Source organism: Desulfothermus okinawensis JCM 13304 (assembly GCF_054654515.1).
In genome coordinates this window covers 18417-41850 of sequence record NZ_BAAIEW010000026.1, presented here as the reverse complement: position 1 = coordinate 41850, position 23434 = coordinate 18417, and the positions used below count along the sequence as shown (strand labels likewise).

Below are 23434 nucleotides of genomic sequence, written 5' to 3'. Positions count from 1 at the left end.
TTTGTTAGATGTTTTCTTTATTGTATATCTTTATCCCTTTGATCCTTTTAAAATGCTTTTCATTTAAAGTTAGTAATAGAACATTTACTTCAACAGCTGTTGCACCTATGAAGATGTCTCTAAATTCTATTGGCTGATTTTGAGACTTTAAATCTTTGTAAATCTCAGCAGATCGTTGAGCTATCTCTGTTGTTAGTGGTATTACATCCATCCATTTCATTAATTTGTTTAAATCTTTTTTATGCCTCTTTGTGATGGCCCCTGCATACAATTCAAAAACAGTTATAGTTGATATGAGACAATTAAAACCTGCTTCTTTTATTTTCCATAAATAACTGAGCTGTTTATTTTGCTTGCGCAAAAACTCTATTATTATACTAGTATCAATTAAAATGTCTCTATTTTCCATTTATCAACTTTTACCTCAGACGTATCATCTAAATGACTCCACATTGAAATCTCAAGAAAATCTTTTCGCCAATCTTCAGATTTTTGGTCTTTAATTTTTTTCTTCATAATTTTCATTATTTTTTCTTCCAGATCTAATAATTCTTCTATAGTCAAATCTGATAGCTTCTTCTCTACATCATTATTTAACAAAAATTTTGCCATAATGCTTCTCCACTTTCATTTTTGTTTCATCTAACGTCTAAAGTCAGTGGCTGGTTTGGAGCGCAGCGAAAAACCAGTCCACTGCACTGATTTGTTAGGCTTTTAAACTATTTTTTATATCCATTAAAATTTGATCAATTGTTTTTTTTAATTCTGGTATTTTATTTTTACAAACTTCATAAATTATTTCTGCATCAACATCAAAATAATGATGGCTTATTATATCCCGCATTCCTTTAACACCTTTCCAATCGATATTAGGATACTTCATCAGTAAATTACCTTTTGTAATTTTATCAATTGCATGCAAATAGAATCTAATTTTTCCATTCCCCATGGCGAATTTGTAAAATCTGAAATTTTCTTTATTGGCTCAAAACGATATAAGATAATTTCAAGTGAGTCTCTTATTTTCTTCAAAATTTCTATCAGTAACGTTCTATCTTCATTACACATAAATAACATCTTTTTCTATTCTTTTCTTTAAAAAAGGATTTATATTTTCTCTCATTCTTATCACGTCAACTGGTTTATTAAGTTTCTCTTCTAATTCTATCTTTATTCTCCCTAATAAAAGCAAATCTGGTTGTTTCTGTTCTATCACTATATCAATATCACTATCTGCTGTATTTTCACCTCTTGCATAAGATCCAAAAAGACCAATTTTTATAATATGTTCTTGATATCTTTTTTTTATCTCTTCTAGTTCTTTTACTATTTTACTTTTTATCATTATTTATATCCTAATACGCCTAACGACAAGGGTCACTTGCCGACAAGACGCAAGCCCGAAGGGCGCAGCGGATTGGCGGTCAAGTGCACCCAATGGTTAGCGCAACTCATTAATTTGATTAGTATTTTAGACAAATTACTTAATTTATTTAGCAATGTTATGTGGTAGTTCCAGTTTGCCTTGTAAAGCTTTCGGCAACCTCCCTGAATAGTGCTTACCCTCTGCATCAATTGCAATGACACTATCTAAAAAAACGGGGGGGTTGAGATTTTGGAGCGTTTCTTTAACTTCCGAATAATCAAAAAAAATTTCGATATGTTCTCCATCATTAATTTTTTGGGGCAGCTTATCAGATAAGGATTTTTGATCAATAGCGTTTTTCAGTCGTACCAATGACTTACCATTTTTTAATAAGAGAGCAACACTAGTAATAGTAACTGGCCTATAACCTCTGTTTATTATATTTATAGCTATCAGCCACCATGGTTTGTTATTATTGGGATTTACAGTAAGAGAAAGATTACATGTAACTTTGATTCTACGTCTACCTTTCAAAAATTCTCTGATTGCAAGTATCGTAGAAAGTAACGCCCCATATATAGCTATCCAGAAATTTGGATTAGAGAAAAAAGATATTATATTGTCGTAATTAGTTGGCAACTGGTCCATATTATTGTTTTATACAGGCGCTAACATTATTATTTAACTTTATTCTATTTTTAAAACTTTTATATCCGAATACCCCCTATTTGTAAAGTTGTTTTGTGGGGTTGGGAGTGATTTAAAATGAATTTATAGAAGTTATATGTAGCTTGTAAGTTGCTGATATAATAAGATTTTTTAAAAAAATTAAATAGAACATAGATTCTATATAAGTTTAAAAATTGGTTATATATATTGGAAGTGGTTAAAATGAAGCTATGGTATATTTAAAGGTTCCGGGCGTTTCTTGTATGCTGCAGGTCGCTGTAGTCTAGATACATTCCATATTATCTGAAATGGGAATCAGACTGATATCAGTTTCTGAATGAGCCCATTTTCAATCGTTTACTCAGCGAGCAAATAAAGAGTTTCAACCATTATTCGCCTGTCCCTTTTTCCCTCCCTGTTTACCTTACATATTTAGAACAAGGGAGACAAAATTTTGTAAGTTCTATTTTTAATATATCAAACCCAAAGGATTATTTTTTTATTATTGCACACATTTCCTGTGATTATCTAAAACCTATCACTTTAATGGATAAACTCCTTTTTGAAATGTGGGTTGGAGAGATTGGAAAAAAACATTTTGAATTATTATATAGACTTTTGAAAAAAGGACCAGATAATATCGATTACATAGAATGTGCAAAGGCTAGATCAGTACAGGTGTTTTTCGATTATAAAAAAAACAAGACAATGGAACCATCATCTTATTTAATTGAAACCTTAAAAAAATATCAATACAAGGAGTAATGATAGATTTAAGAATTACAAAATGAGCAGTAAAGTTTAACCCAAGTCTATCAAAAATTCGTTGAACCTATTGTAATAATGGGTATTTTTTTGCACTATATTTGATAAACTTGGGTTAATATACACACTCTATTTTTTCAAAAAATTTTCAAAAGTACCCCTTTTATATAGGAAGGAAAGAAGCCTGTAAAAAAATGAAGGACTAAGTCTTTTTAAATACCAGGCAAACTTTCCATCTATCTGAGTTATTATGTACATCTTATTTCTTGCTATACCCTTTATGATATCCGCACTTACATTCTCTACAGTACATAGGGATTTGTCAAAAAATTTGGACGCCATATCCTTTTGTCTTTCACATCCCCACTTAGCATTATCCATTAAATTGGTTTTAAAAAAGGTTGGGCACACACAAGATATATTGATGTTATAAGGGCTAAGTTCAGTTTTTAATGTCTCAGAGAGTGATATTACCCCAGCCTTAGCAACATTGTATTGAGCCATTTCAGGCAGATTAACAATTCCTGCAGATGATGCAATATTTACAATATGACCCTTTTTATTCTTTTTTAAGATTGGAATAAATGCCTTACACCCATGCACAACACCCATTAAATTAATGGATAATATCCATCTCCAATCTTCCACACTCACATCTTCCACATATCCAGCAACTATGACCCCTGCATTATTTATAACTATATCTACTCCACCTAGCTCATCAACTGTTCTTTTTGAAAAATTCTCTACATCTTCCCATTTTGCCACATCGCAATTCACAGAAAAACCAAAGGAGCCTATTTTTTGCACCATATGCAAAGTTTCGTTGCATCTTTCTTCATTTATATCACATAAGGCAACTCTCCAGCCAAGTTTTGCAAAATCCAGCGCAAGTTGTCTTCCTAACCCGCTTCCCGCCCCAGTTATTGCAACCCTTTTTGAGGGATAAATATCATTTATATTTTTTCTCATAAGACCTAACTCCTGTTGCTTAAATAAAATTAACTGGCACCTCACCCCGTTCAACGAATTTATCGTAGGGGACCCTGGGATATCCAACGCATATAGATAGCGCCAGTTCATATGGATACTTGATACCTAAAAGTTTTTTAACAGAAGGTGCAAAGGGAAGGGCGCTTGCTATAAATCCAATAAAACAGGTTCCAAGCCCCAGGTCATGCGCTGCAAGAACCATATTTTGACCACAAATTCCAACATCTATATCAGGATTGGATATTCCCCTTTTGTCTTTTAAAATATGTATTACAACAGGAGCTCTATATGTAATTAATCCTCCAATTTGCTCTAACTTCTCCATTGCTGCAATGGGTCGTTGGTCCCATTTGTTTGCTGAAATATAGCTCAGTAAATATATAAAAAATTTTTTTATTTTACTATTAGTTAGATAAAAGTCCTTTATCCTGTATAATACCCTTGCACATCTTTTATCAACTTCTTCATTAATCTTTTTGTCTGTAATAACTAAAAACTTATATGGCTGTCCATTACCTGCTGAAGGGGCAAATCTCCCAGCTTCAAGTATTCTATCTATTAGCTCTTTTTCTACTTCTTTATCGTCTTTAAATAACCTTACACTCCTTCTTTTTAGTATCAATTTTTCCACTTCAGTTAAATTCCCTTCTAGTTTTTCTAATTCATCTTCATTTTTTCTAAATGGAAATGTGAGTTTTCTTGGTTTATCTAAATCACTTTTATATCTACCTTTAAATACAAAGTAATTTCCAGATAATCTTATTGCCTTCTCAGGACAAACAGTTTCACAATTCCCACAACCAAGACATGCAGGATTCATTTTCATAGGTGAAGTTGGTACTGGTATTTTATTATCTTCATCCCATTGCAAACAAGAAGTTGGGCATGTTTTTACACAAGTTTTGCATTTTTTACATTTTTCATAATCTATGTTCACTTTTGGAAATATTGATGGGGGGAAATGGCAATATCTATATTTTTCAAAAAACATAACTTAGCTCCTTACATTTTACCATATTTTTTGTAAGAATATACATTCTCTGCGTCATTAGAGAAATCTTGTTTTAATAATCTATCAAGGTTTTTCTGAGAGGCACTCTTGGGTATTTGTTCAACTACCTGAATGTATGATGGAATCTGATTGTTTTCTAACTTTGATTTAAGTTCCTTAAATATCTTTTTTGGATCAAATTTATATCCTTCAAATAACTTTATGGCAGCAACTATATCCACCTCACCTGGGGCACCAGATTCAGCTGGAATTCCATACACGCACACATCTTCAATCTCTTCTATTTCAGCTAGAGTCTTTTCTATATATTCTGGCTGGATAAATTCTCCCTGTCTTCTTAAGCCTCCTCCTTTTCTAAAGTCAAAGTAGAACCATCCATTTTCATCCATATGCCCCATATCTCCAGTTCTGAGCCATCCACCTTTCGTCTTTTTCTTTGATGCTTCAGGATTTCCAAGATATTCAACCTCAGCAATTCCCCCTGCGGGTCTGCATACAATCTCTCCAATCTCATAAGGGTCACAAGGGGTATCATCTTTCCTCACCACCATCATCTCCATAAATCCTTCTGGTGGCTTTCCAAAGGAACCAACAGGCCCAACACCAGGTGGATTGTGGGCAAAACCACCTTCAACTGCTCCGTACCACTCATGTATCTTTACATCAAATCTCTCTTCAAATTCTCTCCATATTGCTCTCGGTGTTCCTGCACTCAATACTATTTTAACAGGATTGTGCTTATCCATTGGTCTTCTTGGTTCACTATATATGCCCATCATCATTCCACCTAACAGGGAAAAGGTGGTGCATCCGTAATACCTGCATATATCCCAGATCCTACTTTTTGTAAATTTCCTGCTGATCACAGCAGGTATCCCAAGTGTTATTGCGGGTATCATAGTCACCGCCTGGGCATTGCCATGTGTTAAAGATAGTCCTGTGTATAATTTGTCCTTTAAGGAATATTTCCAGATTAGTTGTGCAAGTAGTTTAAATGCGAACAGCCTATCTCCTTTTACAACTACACCCTTTGGATCCCCTGTGGTTCCAGATGTGTATATTATCTCAAGGGGAATATTTAGATCTTTATTTCTATTTGATAGCTCTGGAATATCTTCTTTCTCTATAAATTCATCCAAATCAGGATATTTGTCTCTTTTAGGTTCTAAAAAGCCATCTTTATACACAACTCCAATGATCTCTATATTCAAAGGTTCAATGGCAGCTTTCACATTTTCAAAAAATTCATTGCTAAACAAAATGCCCTTGGAATCTGAATTTTGGATTTGAAACCTAAGCCTATCAGGATTTGCCCTTGGATCAATGGGCACTGCCACTGCGCCTGTCATTGAGGCAGCAATAAGGCAGTAGACCACCTCTGGGTGATTTCTCATTACAATTGAGAACCCATCTCCTTTTTTAAGACCTAAATCTTCCAATCTTTTGGCAAGTCTCAAAGACTTTAAATAGAGGTCACTATAAGTTATAATTTCATCAGGAAATTCACCATTTTCAAAGGTGAGCACTGGAAAATCAGGCATAAGTCCATATTTCCCCTGGACTTCGTCTGCTAACAGCCCAGGTATAAGTTTTTGTTCCATATCTCTCCCCCTAACACAAGTTTATCAAAACTTGGATTAAAATTTCATTAAACTTTTTGTAATATGTGTATGCACATTGCTGCCTCTTCAACCCCTATGTTTCCACCACCATTTTCAGCTAAACCAATCCTTGCACCTTCCACCTGTCTTTTTCCTGCTTCTCCCCTTAGCTGCTGAACAATCTCATAAATCTGGGCAAGTCCAGATGCACCTATTGGATGCCCCCTACACTCTAAACCTCCACTGGTATTAATGGGCCTTTCACCACCAAGCTTAGTGGCTTTAGATTCTGCATATATTCCCCCTTCACCAAGGGGACAAAATCCCATGGCCTCACATTGATGAAGTTCACCATAGGCTGTTGCATCATGGAGTTCTGCAATATCTATATCCTCTGGCCCAACTGAGGCCTGCTCATAAGCAAGCTTTGCCATCCTCTCACCTATGTCTTCATCATCTAAGTCTCTATCTCTCCCAGAGCCCAAAACAGAGGCCAGCACCTTAACTGGTCTTTTATTTTTGAGTGTTTTTAAGAAGTTCTCAGAACAAACTATTGCAGCAGCTGCACCATCACCAACTGGTGCACACATGGATCTTGTTAAGGGATATGCAACTGGCTTGTCATTTAATACCTCTTCCACTGTCATTGGATTTTGATATTGGGCAAGGGGATTTAAAGATGCATGAAAATGATTTTTTGAGGCAATGTATGCAAGTTGCCTTTGGGTAGAGCCAAATTTTTTCATGTGCCACCTGGCACCCATGGCATATGCGTCCATGAAAACGCTTCTTCCTTGCCCAGGAGGACCATCTTCTGGGATCTGGAAGTTTAGACTTTTGTTTAACTCTTCAAATAGCTTTAATTGCATGTCAAAATTTTCAACATCCATGCAAGAGGCATATGCCATAAGGGATACTGTCTTGTCTTCATGGGTTATCTTTTCAGAACCCACTGCAAGGGCACAGTCATACATACCAGCCTTAATTCCCATTATTGCAAGATAAAGTGCAGTGGATGCACCAGCGCACGCATTTTCCACATTTACAACTGGTATAGAACCAATCCCCATTGATCTTAAAACAACCTGCCCTCTTATTGAATGCTGGTTAGAAAACATCCCCCAAAAAGTGTTTGAAAAATATGCTGCTTGCAGGTCCTTTTTTTCAAGCTCACAATCTTTAAGACTAAGTAGGGTTGCTTCTATTGCCATATCCCTTACATTTCTATTGGGATATTTTGAAAACCTGATCATTCCAACACCTATTATATAAGCATTCATAGATCTTCCCCTTTTTTTAACCCAATTTTGTCAAAACTTTGAGTTAACTTATTATAATAATTAAGATTTGCATATTATTTACAACTACGAGTAGTAAAAAAACTTTAAGCAAAGAAAACATTTTATTTTAAAGATGGTGTGCCCCAGTTATCATAAGGCTGTCATTTGCTCCATCTTCAATTAAACCTGCCCTTGCATCCCTGAAAAATTTTTCAACAGGGTATTCCTTTGATAAACCATATCCTCCAAAGATCTGTACAGCCTCACTTGCAACCTCAAATGCCACATTGGTGCAAAATACCTTAGATGCAATGGAGTAATGCACCTTGGGAGGTGTGTTGTTGTAGTTATATATCATTACTGACCTTGATAGCTGTCTTGCTGCCTCTATTTTCATGAACATATTAAAGAGCTTGTGTTTTATCATCTGATGCTCAAAAAGCACCTTACCACCTTGAACCCGTTGTTTTGCATAATTTAATGCCTCTTCATATGCTGCCCTGGCAACTCCAGTAAAAAATGCTCCCATTGCTGCATTTGCAGTGGCTAGGGTAATGTCTAATAAGGCCTCATAAGAATCTGGTTCAATTAACATATATTCCCTTGGAATCCTCACATTATCAAAAAATATCTCTCCCTGATTTAATGCCCTCTGCCCAAGTTTATTTAAGGGTGCACCTTTTTTGACCCCTGGAAGATCAAGGGGTATTATGCAGATGCCACCACCTGCCATACCCATGGATGGATCTATTGTGAGATAAACCAGGGCATGTGTTGCTATGGTACCATTGGATACCCATGCGGACTTTTGACCTGAAATAACCCACTCATCTTTATCTAAAACAGCCCTGCAAGTCCCACTAATCTTTGGATTGTGAAAATCAGGTGTAAAAGGACACAGTGTATCAGTCCCATGGTCAGGCTCAGTAATTGCCCAGCAACCTATGAAAGACGCATCCTTATTTTCACAAAAAGGAATAATGATCTCTTCACCCAACCTGTCATTTGGTAGAAGAGAGGCAAAAAAGGCTGGAAAACAGGAAACCCCTATTGATATGCCTAAATCCACTGCACCCCATCCCATCTCTTCAAAGATGATGTGGGTCTCAATGGGGCCAACCCCAAGACCTCCCCATGTATCAGGGATTAACACTGTATGATACCCAAGTTCATATGCCTTTTTTAAACTGTCCCATAAAATGGGACTTTTTATCATCTCTTCAGGGTCACAGATCTTATCTAACTCTAAGCTAGCAGGTCTTAGCACCTCTTTTGCAAATTTGTGGGTCTCTTCCTTTATCATTATCTGTTCTTTTGTTAGTTCTATATTTAAATCTGTATACATATCCATCTCTCCATAACTATAAGTAAAATTTTAAAACATTGTTTACGAGATACACAAAAAAATCATATTAGGCCGTGATCTTTTGCGATTTGAGGATACTTTTCATAAGCTGGTTTTAACATAGGCAAAAGCTTTAAAATTTTATTAATTGGGCCCTTTGCCTTTATCTTTCTAGTTGCTAGAGCAATTGGAAGCTTTAGCTCCTGCATCCAGAATTTGTGGCAATCATCCCCACTTAAAAACATCTCCACATCTGGTTTTCCATCTGCTTTGCCGCACACCACCTTTTCTTCCCTATCAGGGAAAAGCCATATCTCCCCATTTGGTGAGTTAATGGAAAATTTTATGACTATACCTGCATCTTGAAATTTTTTTGCCATCTCTTCTTTTGATAGCAGGTCTCTCCATAAGGAACCCAATACTTCGTACATTTTTTCTGTTGAATCAAAAATAGCCATCTCATTCCCTCCTTAAAGTTTAAATTAAATATGCTTTTAACAACCCATAAACACTCTTTTTCAACTCAGATTCTGCCCAATTAGTTGAGTGATTCTCCCTATCCAGATACCACCTTTCTGCTATTCCCTGATATATTGCAGAAATGGTCCTAGCTGTGGCATCTTCATCTAGCTCTTTTTTTATAATTCCCTTTTCTTTGGCCTCTTTTAATGCATCTTTTAAAAGATCAATCCAGGAGTTAACCCATGATATAAATATCTCTCTATAGTCTTCATCTCTGGACGCAATGGACATAAAATCAAATAAAATGGGATAACCTGTGAATACATCTGGATCGTCCCAATTATACAGCCAAACAAAGGACACCAACTTATCAATTGGGTCATCTATTTCTTTTACTGTATTTTTACTTCTCAAAAATATCATATCAAAAAATTTCACAAATACTGCCTTAAATAGCTTTTTCTTTGAGCTAAAGTAGTGTGCTATGCCACCTTTTGACATATTGGCTTCCTTAGCCACCTTTTCCATACTCAAATTGTAATAACCTTCTCTTGCTACAACTCTGAGTGCGGCTTCAATAATCTCCTTTTCTCTTTTTTCATTATCTTTCATAACCCATTATTCCCTTTGCTTACCGACTGTTCAAATTTTGACCGACTGGTTAGATTATACACAAACAAAAAAATTGGTCAATGAGAAATAAAAAAATTACAAAAAATTTTAATAGGGGCAGCCAAAAAAATTTCAACCACAGCTAATTAAAACGAGTTTTACAAAAAGAGGAAGACCATGACAGAAATGGACAAGGCTGCACGTGCAGCTTTTGATGCACTCTTTTCCCCTAGATCAGTGGCAGTGGTTGGGGCGTCCGCCTTTCTAACTACTCCATGCTTAACCCAAGTTTTAATAAACTTGGGTTAATTTTTACCATAATACTCTTTTACCTTAAATCTGTCTATTTTACCATTTTTATCCTTTGGGAGTTGGTCCACGAATTCCACATATCTAGGTTTTTTGTATCTGGCAATCCGTCCTCCCACAAATTCTATCAATTCATCCTCTTTTAAGGGACTTCCCTGTTTTTTTACACAAACTGCCTTAATCCCTTCCCCAAATTTAGGGTCTGGGACTCCTACCACACAAACCTCTAAGATATCCTCATGTTGCAAAATAACCTCTTCCACTTCAGATGGATACACGTTTTCTCCACCAGATTTTATAAGTTCTTTTTCTGGTTTTCTTCCTTTAAAAAACAAATATCCATCTTCATCTAAAAATCCCATATCTCCACTATGATGGAGATTGTTTCTAAACACATACTCATTATCTTTTTCCCTATTCCAATATCCAAGAAATACAAAGGGACCTGTAATGGCTATTTCTCCAACTTCTCCTGGAGATAGCTCATTGTCATTTTCATCTACAATCTTTATATCACATAGATTTATTGGCCTTCCTGCATTTTGGGGCTTTTCATCATATGGAGCAAGGGTAATGAGACCAGATGTTTCAGTCTGACCATACATGCATATAAATTTTGCATTTGTACTTTCCGTTAGCCTCTTTATTACATCTGGTTGCTCTAACCCAACAACCTGCTTTAATGTTTTTGGATATAAATTTTTCTTGTCCAAGGTATCTAAAATAGATGCAAGTATTGGTGGAAATGTGCCCATCAAGGTTATGTCTTTTTTTATTAAAAGATCAGCACTTAAATCCCTATCAAACGATGGAATAACCACATTTGTGCCACCATCTATAAATGTTGCAAAGGCCAAATTTATACCCATTATATGAAAAATGGGCAATATATTTAAATATGAATCATTTTTGTTTAAATTTAATTCATTTTTAAGGGACAGTGTAATTAACACTATATTTTTCTGAGATAAAACTCCACCTCTGGGTTTGGTATCCACTGCTGCAGTGTGGATTATTATATATGGATCATCTTCTCTTCCAAAAATTTTATTTTCTTTTTGTTCCAATAATATATCTTTATAATTTATATTTCCATTTTCCTCTCCCACAAACAATATACAATTTTGAATAAAGGAATTTTTTTCTTTTATTTCAAGAGAAATATTTAATTCATCTTTATCAGCAAATATTAGTTTAGGTGTTGTATCATGTATAACAAATTCTTTTTCTTCTTTTGAAAGTCTTTTATTTACAAGCACTAATATTAATCCAAGTTTAGATGCTGCAAAAAATAGAGGGAAAAATCTATATGTATTTTTTGATATTACTGCTATTCTATCGCCTCTTTTTAGTCCAAGGTTTAACAGACCTGTACAGAGTTTTTCTGTTTCTATAAACAACTCATAAAATGTAAACTCCCTATCTAACCCTGAATCATAAATCGCTATTTTATTTTTGTATAACAAAATATTTCTTTTCAACATATGATATGGCAAAAAATTCCTCATAAAATCCTCCTTAATCTATCTATTTATTTTTAGAGTTGTTATTATACCATGATTCTGCTCGTGATACATGCCTTACATGAGCCTGACCTCAATTTTGCAGCATCTGTAAATGATAAAACTCCTACAATATTTGTAGGTTCTCCTTGATATACAAATAGTCTGTGGATATCTGAAAAGATCATTTTTTGGATAGCATCTGATAGATATGTATTGAGATCGCAAGCAAGAACTGTTTTTGACATTATTTCTTTTACATGTACATCAGGGCTTATTCCATGTTTGTATGCAAATAAAAGGTCTGTTTTGGAAACAACCCCTACAGGAGTATCACTATTATCTCTAATCAACATGGCTCCAAAACGATATTGACTAAGACCTTCAATAACTTGGTAAATGGTATGACTTGTCTTTTTACTTTGTACATGAGTGCTCATCACGTCTTTTACTTTAAATCTTTTTAACATCTCTTCTTGATTTGTTGATATTTTTCTGGACATATAGTTGTTTTTACACTTTATGCATAATCGATACATTAGTCCAACTATATCAGGATAAGCAAGAAGTCCAACAATTTGACTGTTATGGTTTTTATATACATACAAACGATGTATGTAATTCTGTCTCATTAATTCTAGTGCGTCTTCCAGTGCGTCTTTATCACTGCACGTTATAGGTTGAGCACCAATAATATCTTTTAGTTTCTGATCCAATGAAAATCCTGCATAATATGCAGACATTATATCTGTTTTTGAAACAACTCCGCAGGGTTTTTCATCCTTGTCAATAATAAGGAGTGCACCTGTCTTATATTTGATAAGTAAGGAGATACCATTTTTTATGGAATCTGTCTCAGGAAGTTTTAAAACCTGCCTTCTCATGGCCTCGCCAACTTTAAATCCAGTTAATATGCTATGTCTTTCTATAACTCCCATATCCTAAGATCCTTTTCCTATGAGTTTATGGTAAAGATAATAGAAAAGGTCTGATATATAGACAATTCCAACTATTGTATTTTTATCTAGAACAGGGATACGTCTTACATGTTTTTTTATCATTATGTCCAATATGGTAAATAAGTGGGTATCAGGACTTATAGTTATTAGATCAGTTGTCATTATGTCTTCTACTTTTTTATGTCTAGCTCTGTCACATACAGTGTCTATTATGCCCGTTATATCAATATCATTCATATCTGCCCATAAATGTATGTGTTTTGGCCTTAGCAAAAGTAAAATATCATACATAGAGAGCATTCCTATTAATTTCCCTTGCTCATCAACTACCATCATTCCAAATACCCTTCTTCTATTACCTGAGCTACTGGCCTCTTTAAATTTCCTCATGGCTTCTTCTATAGTTGCGCTATATAAAATTGTATGAAAATCAGTAACCATTATATCTTTTGCAATAGGTTCCATAATGTCCTCACAACACTATACTTAAAAAAGTTCATATTAATTTTTATACTGGTTTCTAGATTTGCGTAGGTAGAGGTTTAGTATATGTCTTATATGTAAAGGGGATTATGTTTAACATCAAAATTTTATTGATTTTAAATCATCAGCAAATTCCTTGTGATCTGCAACTTTTTCTCCTATTTGCCTAAATTCAGCCATAAGTAGTACCAAAGGTTCTTGTATTAATTTACCATCTTTCAAATAGTTCTCATTTATTTCTGCACACAATACCTTACCGATTATTAATGAGTAGTTTTCGCCAGTAATTTCTCTATCCAATTTTGCCTCAATCCACCCAATGGCATTTTTAACACGGGGAGGTTTTACTATTTTAGAAGACAAGGATTCTATGTTTAACTCATCTAACTCATTAATATTTGGCGGAAAATTTTTTGCACATTTAATTGTCTCTCTAAAATCTGTCCTTCCCATAACATTCACAACAAACTCCTGGGTTTCCCTTATGTTTTTTAGGGTATCCCTAGGTAGGGCTGAAGCAATAGCAATTAGATCCAGTGGTCTCAAAATGGGCATAACGCAACCGTAAGGGGCTGCGTTCACAATATCTTTTTTATCTATGGTTGTTATTAAAGTAAGAGGAATTGGCAACATTTTTTTAAACATATTTGGCCTTAGTTCCATGACTACCTCCCAATTATTAATTATTTTCAAATATAGTGTGTTCCATACTACAGATAATTTCTTAAAAAAACAAGAGGGTTTCAATATTCATTCCGTGTTCCAATACAATTTAATTGTTGAGTATGTTTTTTGAACTAATATAACTCTGTTTTTATCATCTGTACAAATATAAGTGAAATAATACTCAAAAATGCTCCAACTATAAAAGGTATTTTATAGTCTATCATCCACATGATCCCACCTATAACAGGTATAATTACAGCAGCAATGTGGTTAATGGTAAATCCCACACCCATGGAAGGTGCTATGTCCTTTGGATCTGCTATTCTTTGAAAATATGTCCTAATTGCCATAGCGAAATTAAAGAATAGGTGGTCAAATATATATATAAAATTGCTATTATATATGGTGTATCTGAATATGCATAAAAGAGAAAAATAAAAATCAATGAGAAATATTCAACAGACAATATCTTGCATTCACCAAATTTGTTTATCCATTTTCTAAGATTTTAAATATGATTTAAACAGCCCTGATTTCAGTATTGAGCCATTAGAAGACAACGTTTATTTAGTTAAAATGCCTAAGTGTGTTTATGAGTCTCACATAAAAGATATTTGTTTCTATTATTAACAAAGGGCTAAGTTGCTCTCTTGGTTGCTTCCAGAACTCCTTAGCAATGCATTTAGCAATGGCTTAAATGAAGAGACAAAGAATAGGCTTGTAGCAGAGGCAAAAAAACAGACCTTTTTAATATGTACTATGGTCAGAATTGTATCTATGCTTTTTAAATGAGTTAAACATAAATCCTCATTTAGCCTCAAGGGGAACAAACCTAAACTGTGATACATCTACCAATCCTTTATCAGTTAACCGCAATGTAGGTATCACAGGCAAGGCAATAAATGAAAGAGACAAAAATGGATTAGATAATTTGACACCAAGATTTTGAGATTCTTTAATTAGTTGTTGGGTTTTAAAGGCTACTTGAGAGACACTTAACTGAGATATCAAACCTGCAATTGGTAGCTCCAGTGCGGCTATAAGTTTGCCATCATTAACCAAGGCAATACCTCCTTGCATTTTGTGAATAGTGCTTAATGCAAAATGGATATCTTTATCGTGGGTCCCCACCACTATAATATTATGACTGTCATGGGCAATGGACTGGGCTATGGCCCCAAATTTAAGTCCCAGACCTGAAATAAGCCCCAGTCCGATGTTGCCTGTACCTTTGTGTCTTTCAACCACAGCTACCTTTAAGATATCATTATCTGTATCAGAGATAACTTCATCCCCATGTTTTTTAACTTCACAAATGAGGTCTTTGTTTACAATCTGGTTGGGAATTAGTCCAATAACATGGGCTTTATTCCCTTTGGTCCAAATTTTAAAGTGATCTGGTTTTAGCTTCGGCAAGTGAACGGTATGTGTAACCTCTGGAGGTACAAAAGATGGTATGCTACCTTTAACCATTCCATTTTCAAAAACAGTTTCACCACTTTTGATAGTGAAAACAACATTAAATTCTTCAAGACTATCTACAACCACCATATCAGCCAGATATCCAGGTGCAATGGCACCAATTCCTTTCAGTCCAAAACGCTGGGCAGTATTAATAGTGGCCATTTTTATGGCCCATAGAGGTTTAAGACCAGATTGAATTGTCTTTTTAATGACAAAATCCATGTGTCCCTTATCTATTAGGTCTTGAGCCTCCTTATCATCACAACAAAGCAAGCAACGATTAACAGTGTATTCATTTACAGCAGGCAACAGGTCTAAAAGATTTTTGGCAGCACTGCCTTCACGAAGCATGAGCCACATTCCCAGGCTAAGTTTTTCCTTGGCTTCTGTTAAAGTAGTGGTTTCGTGATCAGAGTCAATACCAGCGGCAATATAGGTCTGAAGCGCCTTACCAGATAGCATAGGGGCATGTCCATCTATTGGTAAGCCTTGAGCTCCAACGCAGGTAATCTTTTTTAATACATTATCATTAGCTGTGATAACACCAGGGTAATTCATCATTTCTGCCAGACCAATAACCCGCGGGTGCTTTAGGAGTCTTCTTATTTCTCTAATGCCAATTTTGCCACCAGCGGTTTCCAGATGTGTAGCTGGCACGCAAGAAGGCACTAACATAAAAACATTTAGAGGAATGGCCTCTGAGGCCTTTAAAATGTATTCTACGCCCTTAATACCCAGTACATTGGCAATTTCATGGGGGTCAATGATAATAGATGTGGTGCCGTGGGATATCAGCGCAGAGGCTAGACTGGATGGGGTCAAAAAGCTGCTTTCTAAATGGAGGTGTGCATCTATGAGTCCTGGCAAAAGGAATCTGCCTTTCAAATCCAGGATGTCGTGGGCTTCAGAATAATCCCCAATACCAGCAATGTATTTTTGATAAATGGCTACATTGGTTTCAAGGATTTCTCCGTTAAAGACATTTACAAGCCTGACATTTTTTAGGAGCAAGGTTGGTTTTTTGTCTCCTCTTACAACAGAGATGAGTGATTTGATTTCTTCATGTGTTGCAGGCAACATACTGCTCCTTAAAGATTAGGGGTTATAATTATAAAAATTCCCCTATATCCTAACTCTAACTTTATTTCATGTCCACTCTAATTGGCAAGTGTAGTGATAGTGATTTTGTCACTAAAAAAAGAAAAGGGGCATGGAGTAAGCGGTAAAAATTTTTCATTTAACGAAGCCAGATAAAAAAAGGACTCTCACCTCTTAGGTAAGAGTCCTTTGTGAAAATCTTTCCCCTAAAGTTTGATTTTCCAACCCAACTTCCCAGATTTTTATAGGTTGGAAATTTCTTTAATTAGTTGATTTTATGATGGGCCATGAAGGAGTCGAACCTTCAACCTCCGGATTAAGAGTCCGTTGCTCTGCCAATTGAGCTAATGGCCCCTGACGAAGAATCTTGTTAAGTTTTTTTGTGTTTCCTGTCAAGGAAAAATCTAGGTTGGAGGTAAAGAATATTTAATTAATTTCTGTTATCATTTGGTCTAGATTATATTGACAAAAAATAGATGTTTTTATAAACTTCCTACATAGAATGGATTTTAATTAATTTTCTGTAACTCTGTTTACTTAAAAGAACTAGTAAAAATATGGGATTAAATGAATTACCTTCGCAAGTTGTCATTACTGAAGTAGGCCCCAGGGATGGACTACAGTCCTATCCAGCCTTTATCTCCACGCAAAAGAAGATACAGATTTTAGAAAATTTATTAGATGCAGGCCTAAAACATATTCAAATAACCTCTTTTGTAAACCCCCAAAAAGTCCCTCAATTTAAAGATGCAGAGGATATTGTAGGGGTTTTTAGAGATTCTGATTTAGTTTTAACTGTGTTGGTTTTAAATAAAAAAGGATTAGACAGGGCTATCTCAGCAGGGGCTAGAGGGGTTGAATTATCAATTTCTGCAAGTGATGAGTTTAGTGTGAAAAACACGGGGATGTCAAAAAAAGATTCTATAAAGAACTTACAGGATATGTTAAAAAAGTCTGAAGAAAATCGAATGTATATTAGAGGAAGTGTTCAATGTTGTTTTGGCTATTTAAATGAAAATGATGTATCAGTAGATGATATTTTAGAAATTGTTGATGTATTTTTAAATTACGAAGTAAATGAAATAGTATTTGCAGATACAACTGCACTTGCAAATCCGATTTCCATCAATAATTTTTTTAATAAAATTCTTAAAAAAATCGATCCAGATATAATTTCAATGCATTATCATTCTAAGATGAATTTAGGTATTGTAAATATTTATGAAAGCCTTCAATTTGGAATCAAAAGATTCGATACCTCCTTTGGTTATATTGGAGGATGTCCTTTTGTAAATAACAGATATATTAATGTTTCCACAGAAGAAGTTGTTTATTTGTTGGATAGTTTCAATATTTACACTGGAATTGATATAACTAAGCTAAAAAAATGTTCAGACTTGCTTAAAAGGTGCTCATCTTGAGTTTTATTATTGGTTTATTAAAAATAAATTTTTTGTATTAATTGTATGTGATGGTAAATTTAAAAACAAAGTTAAGGAGGGGGTATGGACTTTGATCTTACCAAAGAGCAAGAAATGATAAGGAAAGAAGTTAGGAAGTTTGCCTTAAAGGAGATTGCCCCTGTTGCCAGGGAGTTGGATGAAAAGGAAGAATTTTCAGTGGAAATTACCAAAAAAATGGGGGAGATAGGTCTATTTGGCATGTTTGTATCTGAAAAATATGAAGGCCAGGGGCTTGATTATCTTTCTTATATTATTGCTGTAGAGGAACTTGCAAAGGTAGATGCCTCTCAAGCTGCTACAGTTGCGGCGGGAAATTCCCTTGGTATTGGCCCAATTTATTATTTTGGAACAGAAGAGCAAAAAAAGAAATATTTACCAAAGTTGTGTTCAGGAGAGGGACTCTGGGGATTTGGTTTGACAGAGCCTGAAGCTGGTTCTGATGCTGGTGGTACCAAGACCACTGCAGTAAAAGATGGAAATGAATGGGTGATAAATGGATCAAAGATTTTTATAACAAATGCATCTTCTCCAATCTCCATGGGTGTTACCGTTCAGACAGTTACAGGGACCAGGGAGGATGGCAGACCTGAGTACACCTGTTTTTTGGTTGAACATGGAACCAAGGGTTTTACTGCAAAGACCATCCATGGTAAGATGATGTGGAGATCATCCAATACTGCGGAACTCTATTTTGACAATGTGAGGGTGCCTGAAGAAAATATACTTGGAAAAAGAGGTGATGGTTTTAAACAAATGCTTATGACCTTAGATGGGGGTAGGCTTTCCATTGGGGCCATGGGTCTTGGTGGAGCAGAAGGTGCCTATGAGAAGGCACTTAAATATGCAAAACAAAGGGTGCAATTTGGCCAACCCATATCAAAATTTCAGGCTGTGGCCTTTAAATTGGCAGATTGTGCAACAGAAATAGAGTGCGCAAGAAATTTGCTCTATAAGGCATGTTGGCTCAGGGACAATAATCGTCCCTTTGCTAAGTATGCTGCAATGGCAAAGTTGTATTGTTCTGAACTCATGGGAAGGGTAGTTGATCGAGCAGTTCAAATTCACGGTGGATATGGGCTTATGAAGGAATATGATGTTGAGAGGTTTTACAGGGATCAAAAGATATTGGATATAGGCGAGGGAACCTCTGAAGTTCAGAGGATTGTAATATCAAGACATATTGGATGTTAAAAAAGGGGGGGAGAGAAATATGAAATTACCAGAATTTGAAGTTGGCAGGATTACTTTAGGAGACCTGGTAGATTTAGTGGCTGAGCAGATGCCAGATCAAATGGCAGTGGAGTATTTGGAGCCCAAGAGAATTAGCCATACTTATAAAGAGTTTAACGAGATTTGCAGAAAAGTGGCTAAGGGCCTTATGGCCATGGGAGTCCAAAAAGGGGACCATATTGCAATCTGGGCAAATAATGTACCTGAATGGCTCTATTTACAATTTGGTTCTCCAAAGATGGGGGCTGTTTTAGTTACAGTAAACACCAATTATAGGTCATTTGAGCTTGAGTATCTTTTAAAACAATCAGATGCAACAACGCTTTTTTTAATAGGAGGAGTTAGAGAGCCTGATGAATACATAAAGGTAATAAATGAGGTATGTCCTGAGCTAAAGGATAGTGAACCTGGAAAGCTCAAAAATGATAACCTTCCATTTTTGAAAAATATAGTTTTTATTGGAGATGAGACTCCTCCTGGGATGTTTAATTGGAAGGATTTAATGGAGTTGGGAGAAAAAGTATCTGATGAGGAACTAGATAGGGTGCAAAAAACCTTACATCCAGATGAAGTAATCAATATGCAATATACCTCTGGTACCACTGGGTTTCCAAAAGGGGTTATGCTTACCCATACAAATATAATTGGTAATGCAAAGTCAATTGCAGAGTGTATGAAGTTGAGTCCCAAAGATAAACTCTGTATTCCTGTACCATTTTTCCACTGTTTTGGTTGTGTGCTTGGGACGTTAACATGTTTAGTGTCAGGTGCTACCATGTGTCCGGTTGTTCAATTTAAGCCAGATGCAGTATTACGGTCAGTTGAGCAATTAAAGTGTACTGCACTCCATGGCGTGCCCACTATGTTTATTGCAGAATTAGAGGAGATGGAGAAGAAGAAATACGATACATCACATTTAAGGACAGGAATAATGGCAGGTTCTCCATGTCCAATAGAGGTTATGAAGAAGGTAGTAAATGTAATGGGTGCAAAAGAGATGACAATTGCATATGGCCAGACAGAGGCATCACCTGTTATAACTCAAACAAGGACTGAAGATCCAATTGAAATCAGGGTTTCCACTGTTGGAAGGGCACTTCCAAATGTTGAAGTAAAGATTGTGGATATTGATACAGGTGAAGAAGTTCCACCAGGGGTTCAGGGAGAGCTGTGTACTAGAGGGTATCATGTAATGAAGGGGTATTATAAAAATGAAGAAGCTACAAAGAATGCCATAGATAAAGATGGTTGGTTACATACTGGTGATCTGGCTATTATGGATGAGAATGGGTATTGTAAGATAACTGGTAGAATAAAGGATATGATAATAAGGGGTGGTGAGAATATTTATCCAAGGGAAATCGAAGAATTCTTATACACACATCCCAAGATCAAGGACGTACAGGTGGTTGGAGTTCCAAGCAAGAAATATGGTGAAGAAGTTGCAGCATTTGTCCAGTTAAAAGAAGGTGAAATGGCCACAGAAGAGGAGATGAAGGAGTTCTGTAAAGACAAGATAGCTTTCCATAAAATACCCAGGTACTGGTTTTTTGTGGACGAATATCCCACAACAGCAAGTGGTAAGATTCAAAAATATAAATTAAGGGAAGAGGCAACAAGGTTGCTTGGTAGAGAAGAAGATGCAAAGGTAGAAACAGCTTAAGCGATTAAAGTAATTAGTAGCTGTAAGCAAAAAGGCCTTAACTAGGCCTTTTTGCTGTTAAGAATCTAAAATTAAGAGGTATAAATAATGGGAGATGAAATTCTTTTAAAAGAGGAAAAGGATCAAATCTGCATTTTAACATTAAATCGCCCCCAGGTGATGAATGCCTTCAACTTTGAACTTTTACTTGCATTAAAGAAAGAAATAGATGATCTCAGATTCAGAAGGGACATTCGCGTTGTTATAATAACTGGAGCTGGCGATAGGGCCTTTTGTGCTGGTGCTGATTTAAAGGAAAGGGCAACTATGCCAGAAGAGAAGGTAAAGGAATTTATTTACACCATAAGAAATTTATTTACAGATATTGAAAACCTGCCCAAGCCAGTTATTGCTGCTGTAAATGGTGTGGCACTGGGAGGAGGAACTGAATTTGCCCTTGCATGTGATATTCGTATGGCATCAGAAAATGCCACAATGGGTCTAACAGAGACAAGGCTTGCCATAATCCCAGGGGCTGGTGGAACCCAGAGACTTCCAAGGATAATTGGCAGGGCAAAGGCCAAGGAGCTTATTTTTACAGGCAAGAGAATAAGTGCAAAAGAAGCCTTTGATATGGGTCTGGTTAACAAGGTATGTGCTCTGGATGAGCTACTTTCAGAATGTGAAAAAATTGCCATGGAGATATGTGAAACAGGGCCAATTGCAATTGAACAGGCAAAATATGCAATAAACAGAGGAATTGAAGTAGATATTAATTCTGGACTTGCAATTGAGTCAAATGCCTATTGGATAACCATTCCAACAGAAGATAGGTTGGAGGGATTAAAGGCCTTTAAGGAAAAAAGAAAACCCAACTACAAAGGTAAATAATAGGGGTAAGTTAAAATGGATGATAGGACAAATAATAGGCTTTTCTGGCAAAAGGAAGAAGAAAAGCTAGATGAGCTGGTAAAAAAAGCCATGTGGCCTGGGGGTGAAAAGGCGGTTTTAAAGTTAAAGAAACAGGGTAAAAGGCCTATTAGGGAATTAATTAATCTGTTAATAGATCCTGGTACTGAATTTTATGAGCTCAGTAGAATTGCTGGTTTTGGAATGAACTACCCAGATGTTGAAGATGTGCCCTGCGCAGGGATTGTTACTGGAATTGGCAAGATACACGGTAATTGGACAATGATAATAGCCAATGATTCAAGGGTAAAGGCTGGAACTTACTTTCCAATTACCCTAAAAAAACACCTTCGTGCCCAAGCAATAGCAGAAAAGTGTGGTCTAAATTGTGTATATATAGCAGATTCAGGTGGGGCTTATCTCCCCATGCAGGCAGATGTATTTCCTGGAGAAGACCACTTTGGTGCAATGTTTTATAACATGGCCAGGATGTCTGCCATGGGTCTTAAGCAAATCACCATGAGCACAGGCGGTAATACCGCTGGTGGTGCATATATAGTTTTTATGGCCTGTCAGGCGGTTATGGTGGAGAAACTGGCCTATTCTTTTTTAGGTGGTCCTCCCCTGGTCAAGATGGCCACAGGAGAGGAAATAACTGCAGAGGCTTTAGGTGGCGCAGACGTTCACACAAGGATTTCAGGGGGTGCTGATTATTTTTGTAAGACCCAGGAAGAAGGTATTTTAAAGGTAAGGGAAATCTTATCAATGGAGCCTCCCCAGAATATCCATTGTCACAGATTTGATAAAAGGCCTCCCAGGGTTCCTGCTGATGAAATATACGAAATCTTACCTGCACAGGTTAGCAGGGGAATAGATGTAAGGGCATTTATAAGGGCCATTTCCGATGACAGTGAATTTGTTGAATATAAACGGAGATTTGCACCTGGTAGAGGTGAAAATATTGTAACTGGAAAGATAAAAATAGATGGAATACCTGTGGGGGTTATTGCCTCAAATGGTGTGGGTATCATATTTGTTGAGGCTGCAAAAAAGGCAACAGAATGGATTGTTAGGTGTTCTTATGAAAAAATCCCGCTTTTATTTATTCAGAATTCTCCTGGATACATGGTTGGCTCTGAGTCTGAACACATGGGAATTGGTAAATATGGTGCTGATATGGTGAGGGCTGTATCCTGTGCACAGGTTCCCAGGATCCAACTGGTAATTGGACCTGACCACGGTGCTGCCAATTACGGTATGTGTGGAAGGGCATATAGACCACACTTTTTGTTTGCCACAATGAGGGCCAGGACCTCTGTTATGAGTGGGAAGAGCGCAGCAGGGGTCTTGCTTTCCATTGAAAAGAGGAAAAGGGCTGCAAAGGGTAAACCCATGAGCAAGGAAGAGGAGGATGCCTTTTATAAGAAAATGATGGACAAATACGACACAGAGGCCCATCCATTTTATTGTGGAGCCAGACTCCTTAATGATCGTGTCCTTAAGTTTTCTGAAATAAGAAAGTGGCTGTCCATGGCATTTGAAGTGAGTTTAATTAAGCCAATTTCAGAGCCTTCATTTGGTAACTTCAGATTTTAAGGGAGGAT

At 36.1% G+C, this 23434-nt stretch carries 25 protein-coding genes and 1 tRNA gene; 7 read left to right on the top strand and 19 right to left on the bottom strand.

Features of this window, described 5'->3' with window-relative positions; all coding sequences use genetic code 11:
• Nucleotides 1-4: 4 nt before the first annotated feature.
• The 5 genes from ACYQ0O_RS10465 to ACYQ0O_RS10445 form a co-directional block, all read right to left on the bottom strand.
• Nucleotides 5-409 carry a type II toxin-antitoxin system VapC family toxin gene (locus ACYQ0O_RS10465; protein WP_459892805.1) on the bottom strand — a complete coding sequence of 135 codons (405 nt, stop codon included), beginning with the start codon at nucleotides 407-409 and terminating at the stop codon, nucleotides 5-7.
• Nucleotides 388-612: a hypothetical protein gene (locus ACYQ0O_RS10460; RefSeq protein ID WP_459892803.1), complete on the bottom strand. Its 225-nt coding sequence runs from the start codon at nucleotides 610-612 to the stop codon at nucleotides 388-390. The genes ACYQ0O_RS10465 and ACYQ0O_RS10460 overlap by 22 nt, the downstream gene beginning before the upstream one ends.
• Before the next feature lie 94 nt (nucleotides 613-706).
• Nucleotides 707-949 (bottom strand): HepT-like ribonuclease domain-containing protein, encoded by a 243-nt coding sequence (locus ACYQ0O_RS10455; RefSeq protein ID WP_459892801.1) that lies wholly within the window; start codon nucleotides 947-949, stop codon nucleotides 707-709.
• A gap of 111 nt (nucleotides 950-1060) precedes the next feature.
• On the bottom strand, nucleotides 1061-1345 hold the full coding sequence (locus tag ACYQ0O_RS10450; protein ID WP_029969493.1) for a nucleotidyltransferase family protein: 285 nt from the start codon (nucleotides 1343-1345) through the stop codon (nucleotides 1061-1063).
• Between the two features lie 144 nt (nucleotides 1346-1489).
• On the bottom strand, nucleotides 1490-2014 hold the full coding sequence (locus tag ACYQ0O_RS10445) for a hypothetical protein (RefSeq protein ID WP_459892798.1): 525 nt from the start codon (nucleotides 2012-2014) through the stop codon (nucleotides 1490-1492).
• 354 nt (nucleotides 2015-2368) lie between these two features.
• Here ACYQ0O_RS10445 and ACYQ0O_RS10440 point away from each other — a divergent pair, with 354 nt between their 5' ends.
• Entirely contained in the window at nucleotides 2369-2800 is a 432-nt protein-coding gene (locus ACYQ0O_RS10440) for an acyl-CoA thioesterase (RefSeq protein ID WP_459892807.1), read from the top strand.
• A gap of 129 nt (nucleotides 2801-2929) precedes the next feature.
• Here ACYQ0O_RS10440 and ACYQ0O_RS10435 read toward each other — a convergent pair whose 3' ends face one another.
• From ACYQ0O_RS10435 to ACYQ0O_RS10405, 7 genes are all read right to left on the bottom strand, one after another.
• Complete coding sequence (locus ACYQ0O_RS10435; RefSeq protein ID WP_459892796.1) at nucleotides 2930-3772, bottom strand: SDR family oxidoreductase; 843 nt, start codon at nucleotides 3770-3772, stop codon at nucleotides 2930-2932.
• A gap of 19 nt (nucleotides 3773-3791) precedes the next feature.
• Nucleotides 3792-4784, bottom strand: coding sequence for a nitroreductase family protein (locus ACYQ0O_RS10430; protein ID WP_459892794.1), 993 nt, complete (start codon nucleotides 4782-4784; stop codon nucleotides 3792-3794).
• 11 nt (nucleotides 4785-4795) lie between these two features.
• Nucleotides 4796-6406 carry an AMP-binding protein gene (locus tag ACYQ0O_RS10425; protein ID WP_459892792.1) on the bottom strand — a complete coding sequence of 537 codons (1611 nt, stop codon included), beginning with the start codon at nucleotides 6404-6406 and terminating at the stop codon, nucleotides 4796-4798.
• A 47-nt stretch (nucleotides 6407-6453) separates the two neighbouring features.
• Nucleotides 6454-7686, bottom strand: a complete 1233-nt coding sequence (locus ACYQ0O_RS10420; RefSeq protein ID WP_459892789.1) for a thiolase family protein — start codon at nucleotides 7684-7686, stop codon at nucleotides 6454-6456.
• Nucleotides 7687-7813: 127 nt separating this feature from the next.
• Complete coding sequence (locus tag ACYQ0O_RS10415; protein WP_459892787.1) at nucleotides 7814-9031, bottom strand: acyl-CoA dehydrogenase family protein; 1218 nt, start codon at nucleotides 9029-9031, stop codon at nucleotides 7814-7816.
• Between the two features lie 62 nt (nucleotides 9032-9093).
• Nucleotides 9094-9489: an SCP2 sterol-binding domain-containing protein gene (locus ACYQ0O_RS10410; RefSeq protein WP_459892785.1), complete on the bottom strand. Its 396-nt coding sequence runs from the start codon at nucleotides 9487-9489 to the stop codon at nucleotides 9094-9096.
• 19 nt (nucleotides 9490-9508) lie between these two features.
• Nucleotides 9509-10105, bottom strand: a complete 597-nt coding sequence (locus ACYQ0O_RS10405; RefSeq protein WP_459892783.1) for a TetR/AcrR family transcriptional regulator — start codon at nucleotides 10103-10105, stop codon at nucleotides 9509-9511.
• A gap of 177 nt (nucleotides 10106-10282) precedes the next feature.
• Between ACYQ0O_RS10405 and ACYQ0O_RS10400 the strand changes: the two genes are divergently transcribed.
• Nucleotides 10283-10414 (top strand): hypothetical protein, encoded by a 132-nt coding sequence (locus ACYQ0O_RS10400; protein ID WP_459892781.1) that lies wholly within the window; start codon nucleotides 10283-10285, stop codon nucleotides 10412-10414.
• On the opposite strand, the gene ACYQ0O_RS10395 is transcribed toward ACYQ0O_RS10400, so the two are convergent.
• From ACYQ0O_RS10395 to ACYQ0O_RS10365, 7 genes are all read right to left on the bottom strand, one after another.
• On the bottom strand, nucleotides 10411-11922 hold the full coding sequence (locus tag ACYQ0O_RS10395; RefSeq protein WP_459892780.1) for an AMP-binding protein: 1512 nt from the start codon (nucleotides 11920-11922) through the stop codon (nucleotides 10411-10413). The two genes, ACYQ0O_RS10400 and ACYQ0O_RS10395, sit on opposite strands and share 4 nt — an antisense overlap.
• Nucleotides 11923-11963: 41 nt before the next feature.
• Nucleotides 11964-12854 (bottom strand): CBS domain-containing protein, encoded by an 891-nt coding sequence (locus ACYQ0O_RS10390; RefSeq protein WP_459892779.1) that lies wholly within the window; start codon nucleotides 12852-12854, stop codon nucleotides 11964-11966.
• A 3-nt stretch (nucleotides 12855-12857) separates the two neighbouring features.
• Nucleotides 12858-13340: a CBS domain-containing protein gene (locus ACYQ0O_RS10385; RefSeq protein ID WP_459892777.1), complete on the bottom strand. Its 483-nt coding sequence runs from the start codon at nucleotides 13338-13340 to the stop codon at nucleotides 12858-12860.
• A 117-nt stretch (nucleotides 13341-13457) separates the two neighbouring features.
• Nucleotides 13458-14021 (bottom strand): flavin reductase family protein, encoded by a 564-nt coding sequence (locus tag ACYQ0O_RS10380; RefSeq protein ID WP_459892775.1) that lies wholly within the window; start codon nucleotides 14019-14021, stop codon nucleotides 13458-13460.
• A gap of 134 nt (nucleotides 14022-14155) precedes the next feature.
• Nucleotides 14156-14374 (bottom strand): hypothetical protein, encoded by a 219-nt coding sequence (locus ACYQ0O_RS10375; protein ID WP_075069382.1) that lies wholly within the window; start codon nucleotides 14372-14374, stop codon nucleotides 14156-14158.
• A gap of 457 nt (nucleotides 14375-14831) precedes the next feature.
• On the bottom strand, nucleotides 14832-16565 hold the full coding sequence (gene ade / locus ACYQ0O_RS10370; protein WP_459892772.1) for an adenine deaminase: 1734 nt from the start codon (nucleotides 16563-16565) through the stop codon (nucleotides 14832-14834).
• Nucleotides 16566-16867: 302 nt separating this feature from the next.
• Nucleotides 16868-16940, bottom strand: a tRNA-Lys gene (locus ACYQ0O_RS10365).
• A gap of 203 nt (nucleotides 16941-17143) precedes the next feature.
• On the opposite strand from ACYQ0O_RS10365, the gene ACYQ0O_RS10360 reads away from it, so the two are divergent.
• From ACYQ0O_RS10360 to ACYQ0O_RS10340, 5 genes are all read left to right on the top strand, one after another.
• Nucleotides 17144-18007 (top strand): beta/alpha barrel domain-containing protein, encoded by an 864-nt coding sequence (locus ACYQ0O_RS10360; RefSeq protein WP_459892771.1) that lies wholly within the window; start codon nucleotides 17144-17146, stop codon nucleotides 18005-18007.
• Nucleotides 18008-18091: 84 nt separating this feature from the next.
• Entirely contained in the window at nucleotides 18092-19240 is a 1149-nt protein-coding gene (locus ACYQ0O_RS10355; protein WP_459892769.1) for an acyl-CoA dehydrogenase family protein, read from the top strand.
• A gap of 19 nt (nucleotides 19241-19259) precedes the next feature.
• Nucleotides 19260-20942 (top strand): AMP-binding protein, encoded by a 1683-nt coding sequence (locus tag ACYQ0O_RS10350; protein WP_459892767.1) that lies wholly within the window; start codon nucleotides 19260-19262, stop codon nucleotides 20940-20942.
• 87 nt (nucleotides 20943-21029) lie between these two features.
• Nucleotides 21030-21812: an enoyl-CoA hydratase gene (locus tag ACYQ0O_RS10345; RefSeq protein WP_459892765.1), complete on the top strand. Its 783-nt coding sequence runs from the start codon at nucleotides 21030-21032 to the stop codon at nucleotides 21810-21812.
• Nucleotides 21813-21827: 15 nt separating this feature from the next.
• On the top strand, nucleotides 21828-23426 hold the full coding sequence (locus ACYQ0O_RS10340) for an acyl-CoA carboxylase subunit beta (protein WP_459892763.1): 1599 nt from the start codon (nucleotides 21828-21830) through the stop codon (nucleotides 23424-23426).
• Nucleotides 23427-23434 lie beyond the last annotated feature (8 nt).

What these genes read in the sequence shown, in the direction of transcription:
- ACYQ0O_RS10465 (WP_459892805.1), bottom strand. Translation starts at nt 409, where the DNA reads ATGGAAAATAGAGACATTTTAATTGATACTAGTATAATAATAGAGTTT.
- ACYQ0O_RS10460 (WP_459892803.1), bottom strand. Translation starts at nt 612, where the DNA reads ATGGCAAAATTTTTGTTAAATAATGATGTAGAGAAGAAGCTATCAGAT.
- ACYQ0O_RS10455 (WP_459892801.1), bottom strand. Translation starts at nt 949, where the DNA reads ATGGGGAATGGAAAAATTAGATTCTATTTGCATGCAATTGATAAAATT.
- ACYQ0O_RS10450 (WP_029969493.1), bottom strand. Translation starts at nt 1,345, where the DNA reads ATGATAAAAAGTAAAATAGTAAAAGAACTAGAAGAGATAAAAAAAAGA.
- ACYQ0O_RS10445 (WP_459892798.1), bottom strand. Translation starts at nt 2,014, where the DNA reads ATGGACCAGTTGCCAACTAATTACGACAATATAATATCTTTTTTCTCT.
- ACYQ0O_RS10435 (WP_459892796.1), bottom strand. Translation starts at nt 3,772, where the DNA reads ATGAGAAAAAATATAAATGATATTTATCCCTCAAAAAGGGTTGCAATA.
- ACYQ0O_RS10430 (WP_459892794.1), bottom strand. Translation starts at nt 4,784, where the DNA reads ATGTTTTTTGAAAAATATAGATATTGCCATTTCCCCCCATCAATATTT.
- ACYQ0O_RS10425 (WP_459892792.1), bottom strand. Translation starts at nt 6,406, where the DNA reads ATGGAACAAAAACTTATACCTGGGCTGTTAGCAGACGAAGTCCAGGGG.
- ACYQ0O_RS10420 (WP_459892789.1), bottom strand. Translation starts at nt 7,686, where the DNA reads ATGAATGCTTATATAATAGGTGTTGGAATGATCAGGTTTTCAAAATAT.
- ACYQ0O_RS10415 (WP_459892787.1), bottom strand. Translation starts at nt 9,031, where the DNA reads ATGTATACAGATTTAAATATAGAACTAACAAAAGAACAGATAATGATA.
- ACYQ0O_RS10410 (WP_459892785.1), bottom strand. Translation starts at nt 9,489, where the DNA reads ATGGCTATTTTTGATTCAACAGAAAAAATGTACGAAGTATTGGGTTCC.
- ACYQ0O_RS10405 (WP_459892783.1), bottom strand. Translation starts at nt 10,105, where the DNA reads ATGAAAGATAATGAAAAAAGAGAAAAGGAGATTATTGAAGCCGCACTC.
- ACYQ0O_RS10400 (WP_459892781.1), top strand. Translation starts at nt 10,283, where the DNA reads ATGACAGAAATGGACAAGGCTGCACGTGCAGCTTTTGATGCACTCTTT.
- ACYQ0O_RS10395 (WP_459892780.1), bottom strand. Translation starts at nt 11,922, where the DNA reads ATGAGGAATTTTTTGCCATATCATATGTTGAAAAGAAATATTTTGTTA.
- ACYQ0O_RS10390 (WP_459892779.1), bottom strand. Translation starts at nt 12,854, where the DNA reads ATGGGAGTTATAGAAAGACATAGCATATTAACTGGATTTAAAGTTGGC.
- ACYQ0O_RS10385 (WP_459892777.1), bottom strand. Translation starts at nt 13,340, where the DNA reads ATGGAACCTATTGCAAAAGATATAATGGTTACTGATTTTCATACAATT.
- ACYQ0O_RS10380 (WP_459892775.1), bottom strand. Translation starts at nt 14,021, where the DNA reads ATGGAACTAAGGCCAAATATGTTTAAAAAAATGTTGCCAATTCCTCTT.
- ACYQ0O_RS10375 (WP_075069382.1), bottom strand. Translation starts at nt 14,374, where the DNA reads ATGGCAATTAGGACATATTTTCAAAGAATAGCAGATCCAAAGGACATA.
- ACYQ0O_RS10360 (WP_459892771.1), top strand. Translation starts at nt 17,144, where the DNA reads ATGGGATTAAATGAATTACCTTCGCAAGTTGTCATTACTGAAGTAGGC.
- ACYQ0O_RS10355 (WP_459892769.1), top strand. Translation starts at nt 18,092, where the DNA reads ATGGACTTTGATCTTACCAAAGAGCAAGAAATGATAAGGAAAGAAGTT.
- ACYQ0O_RS10350 (WP_459892767.1), top strand. Translation starts at nt 19,260, where the DNA reads ATGAAATTACCAGAATTTGAAGTTGGCAGGATTACTTTAGGAGACCTG.
- ACYQ0O_RS10345 (WP_459892765.1), top strand. Translation starts at nt 21,030, where the DNA reads ATGGGAGATGAAATTCTTTTAAAAGAGGAAAAGGATCAAATCTGCATT.
- ACYQ0O_RS10340 (WP_459892763.1), top strand. Translation starts at nt 21,828, where the DNA reads ATGGATGATAGGACAAATAATAGGCTTTTCTGGCAAAAGGAAGAAGAA.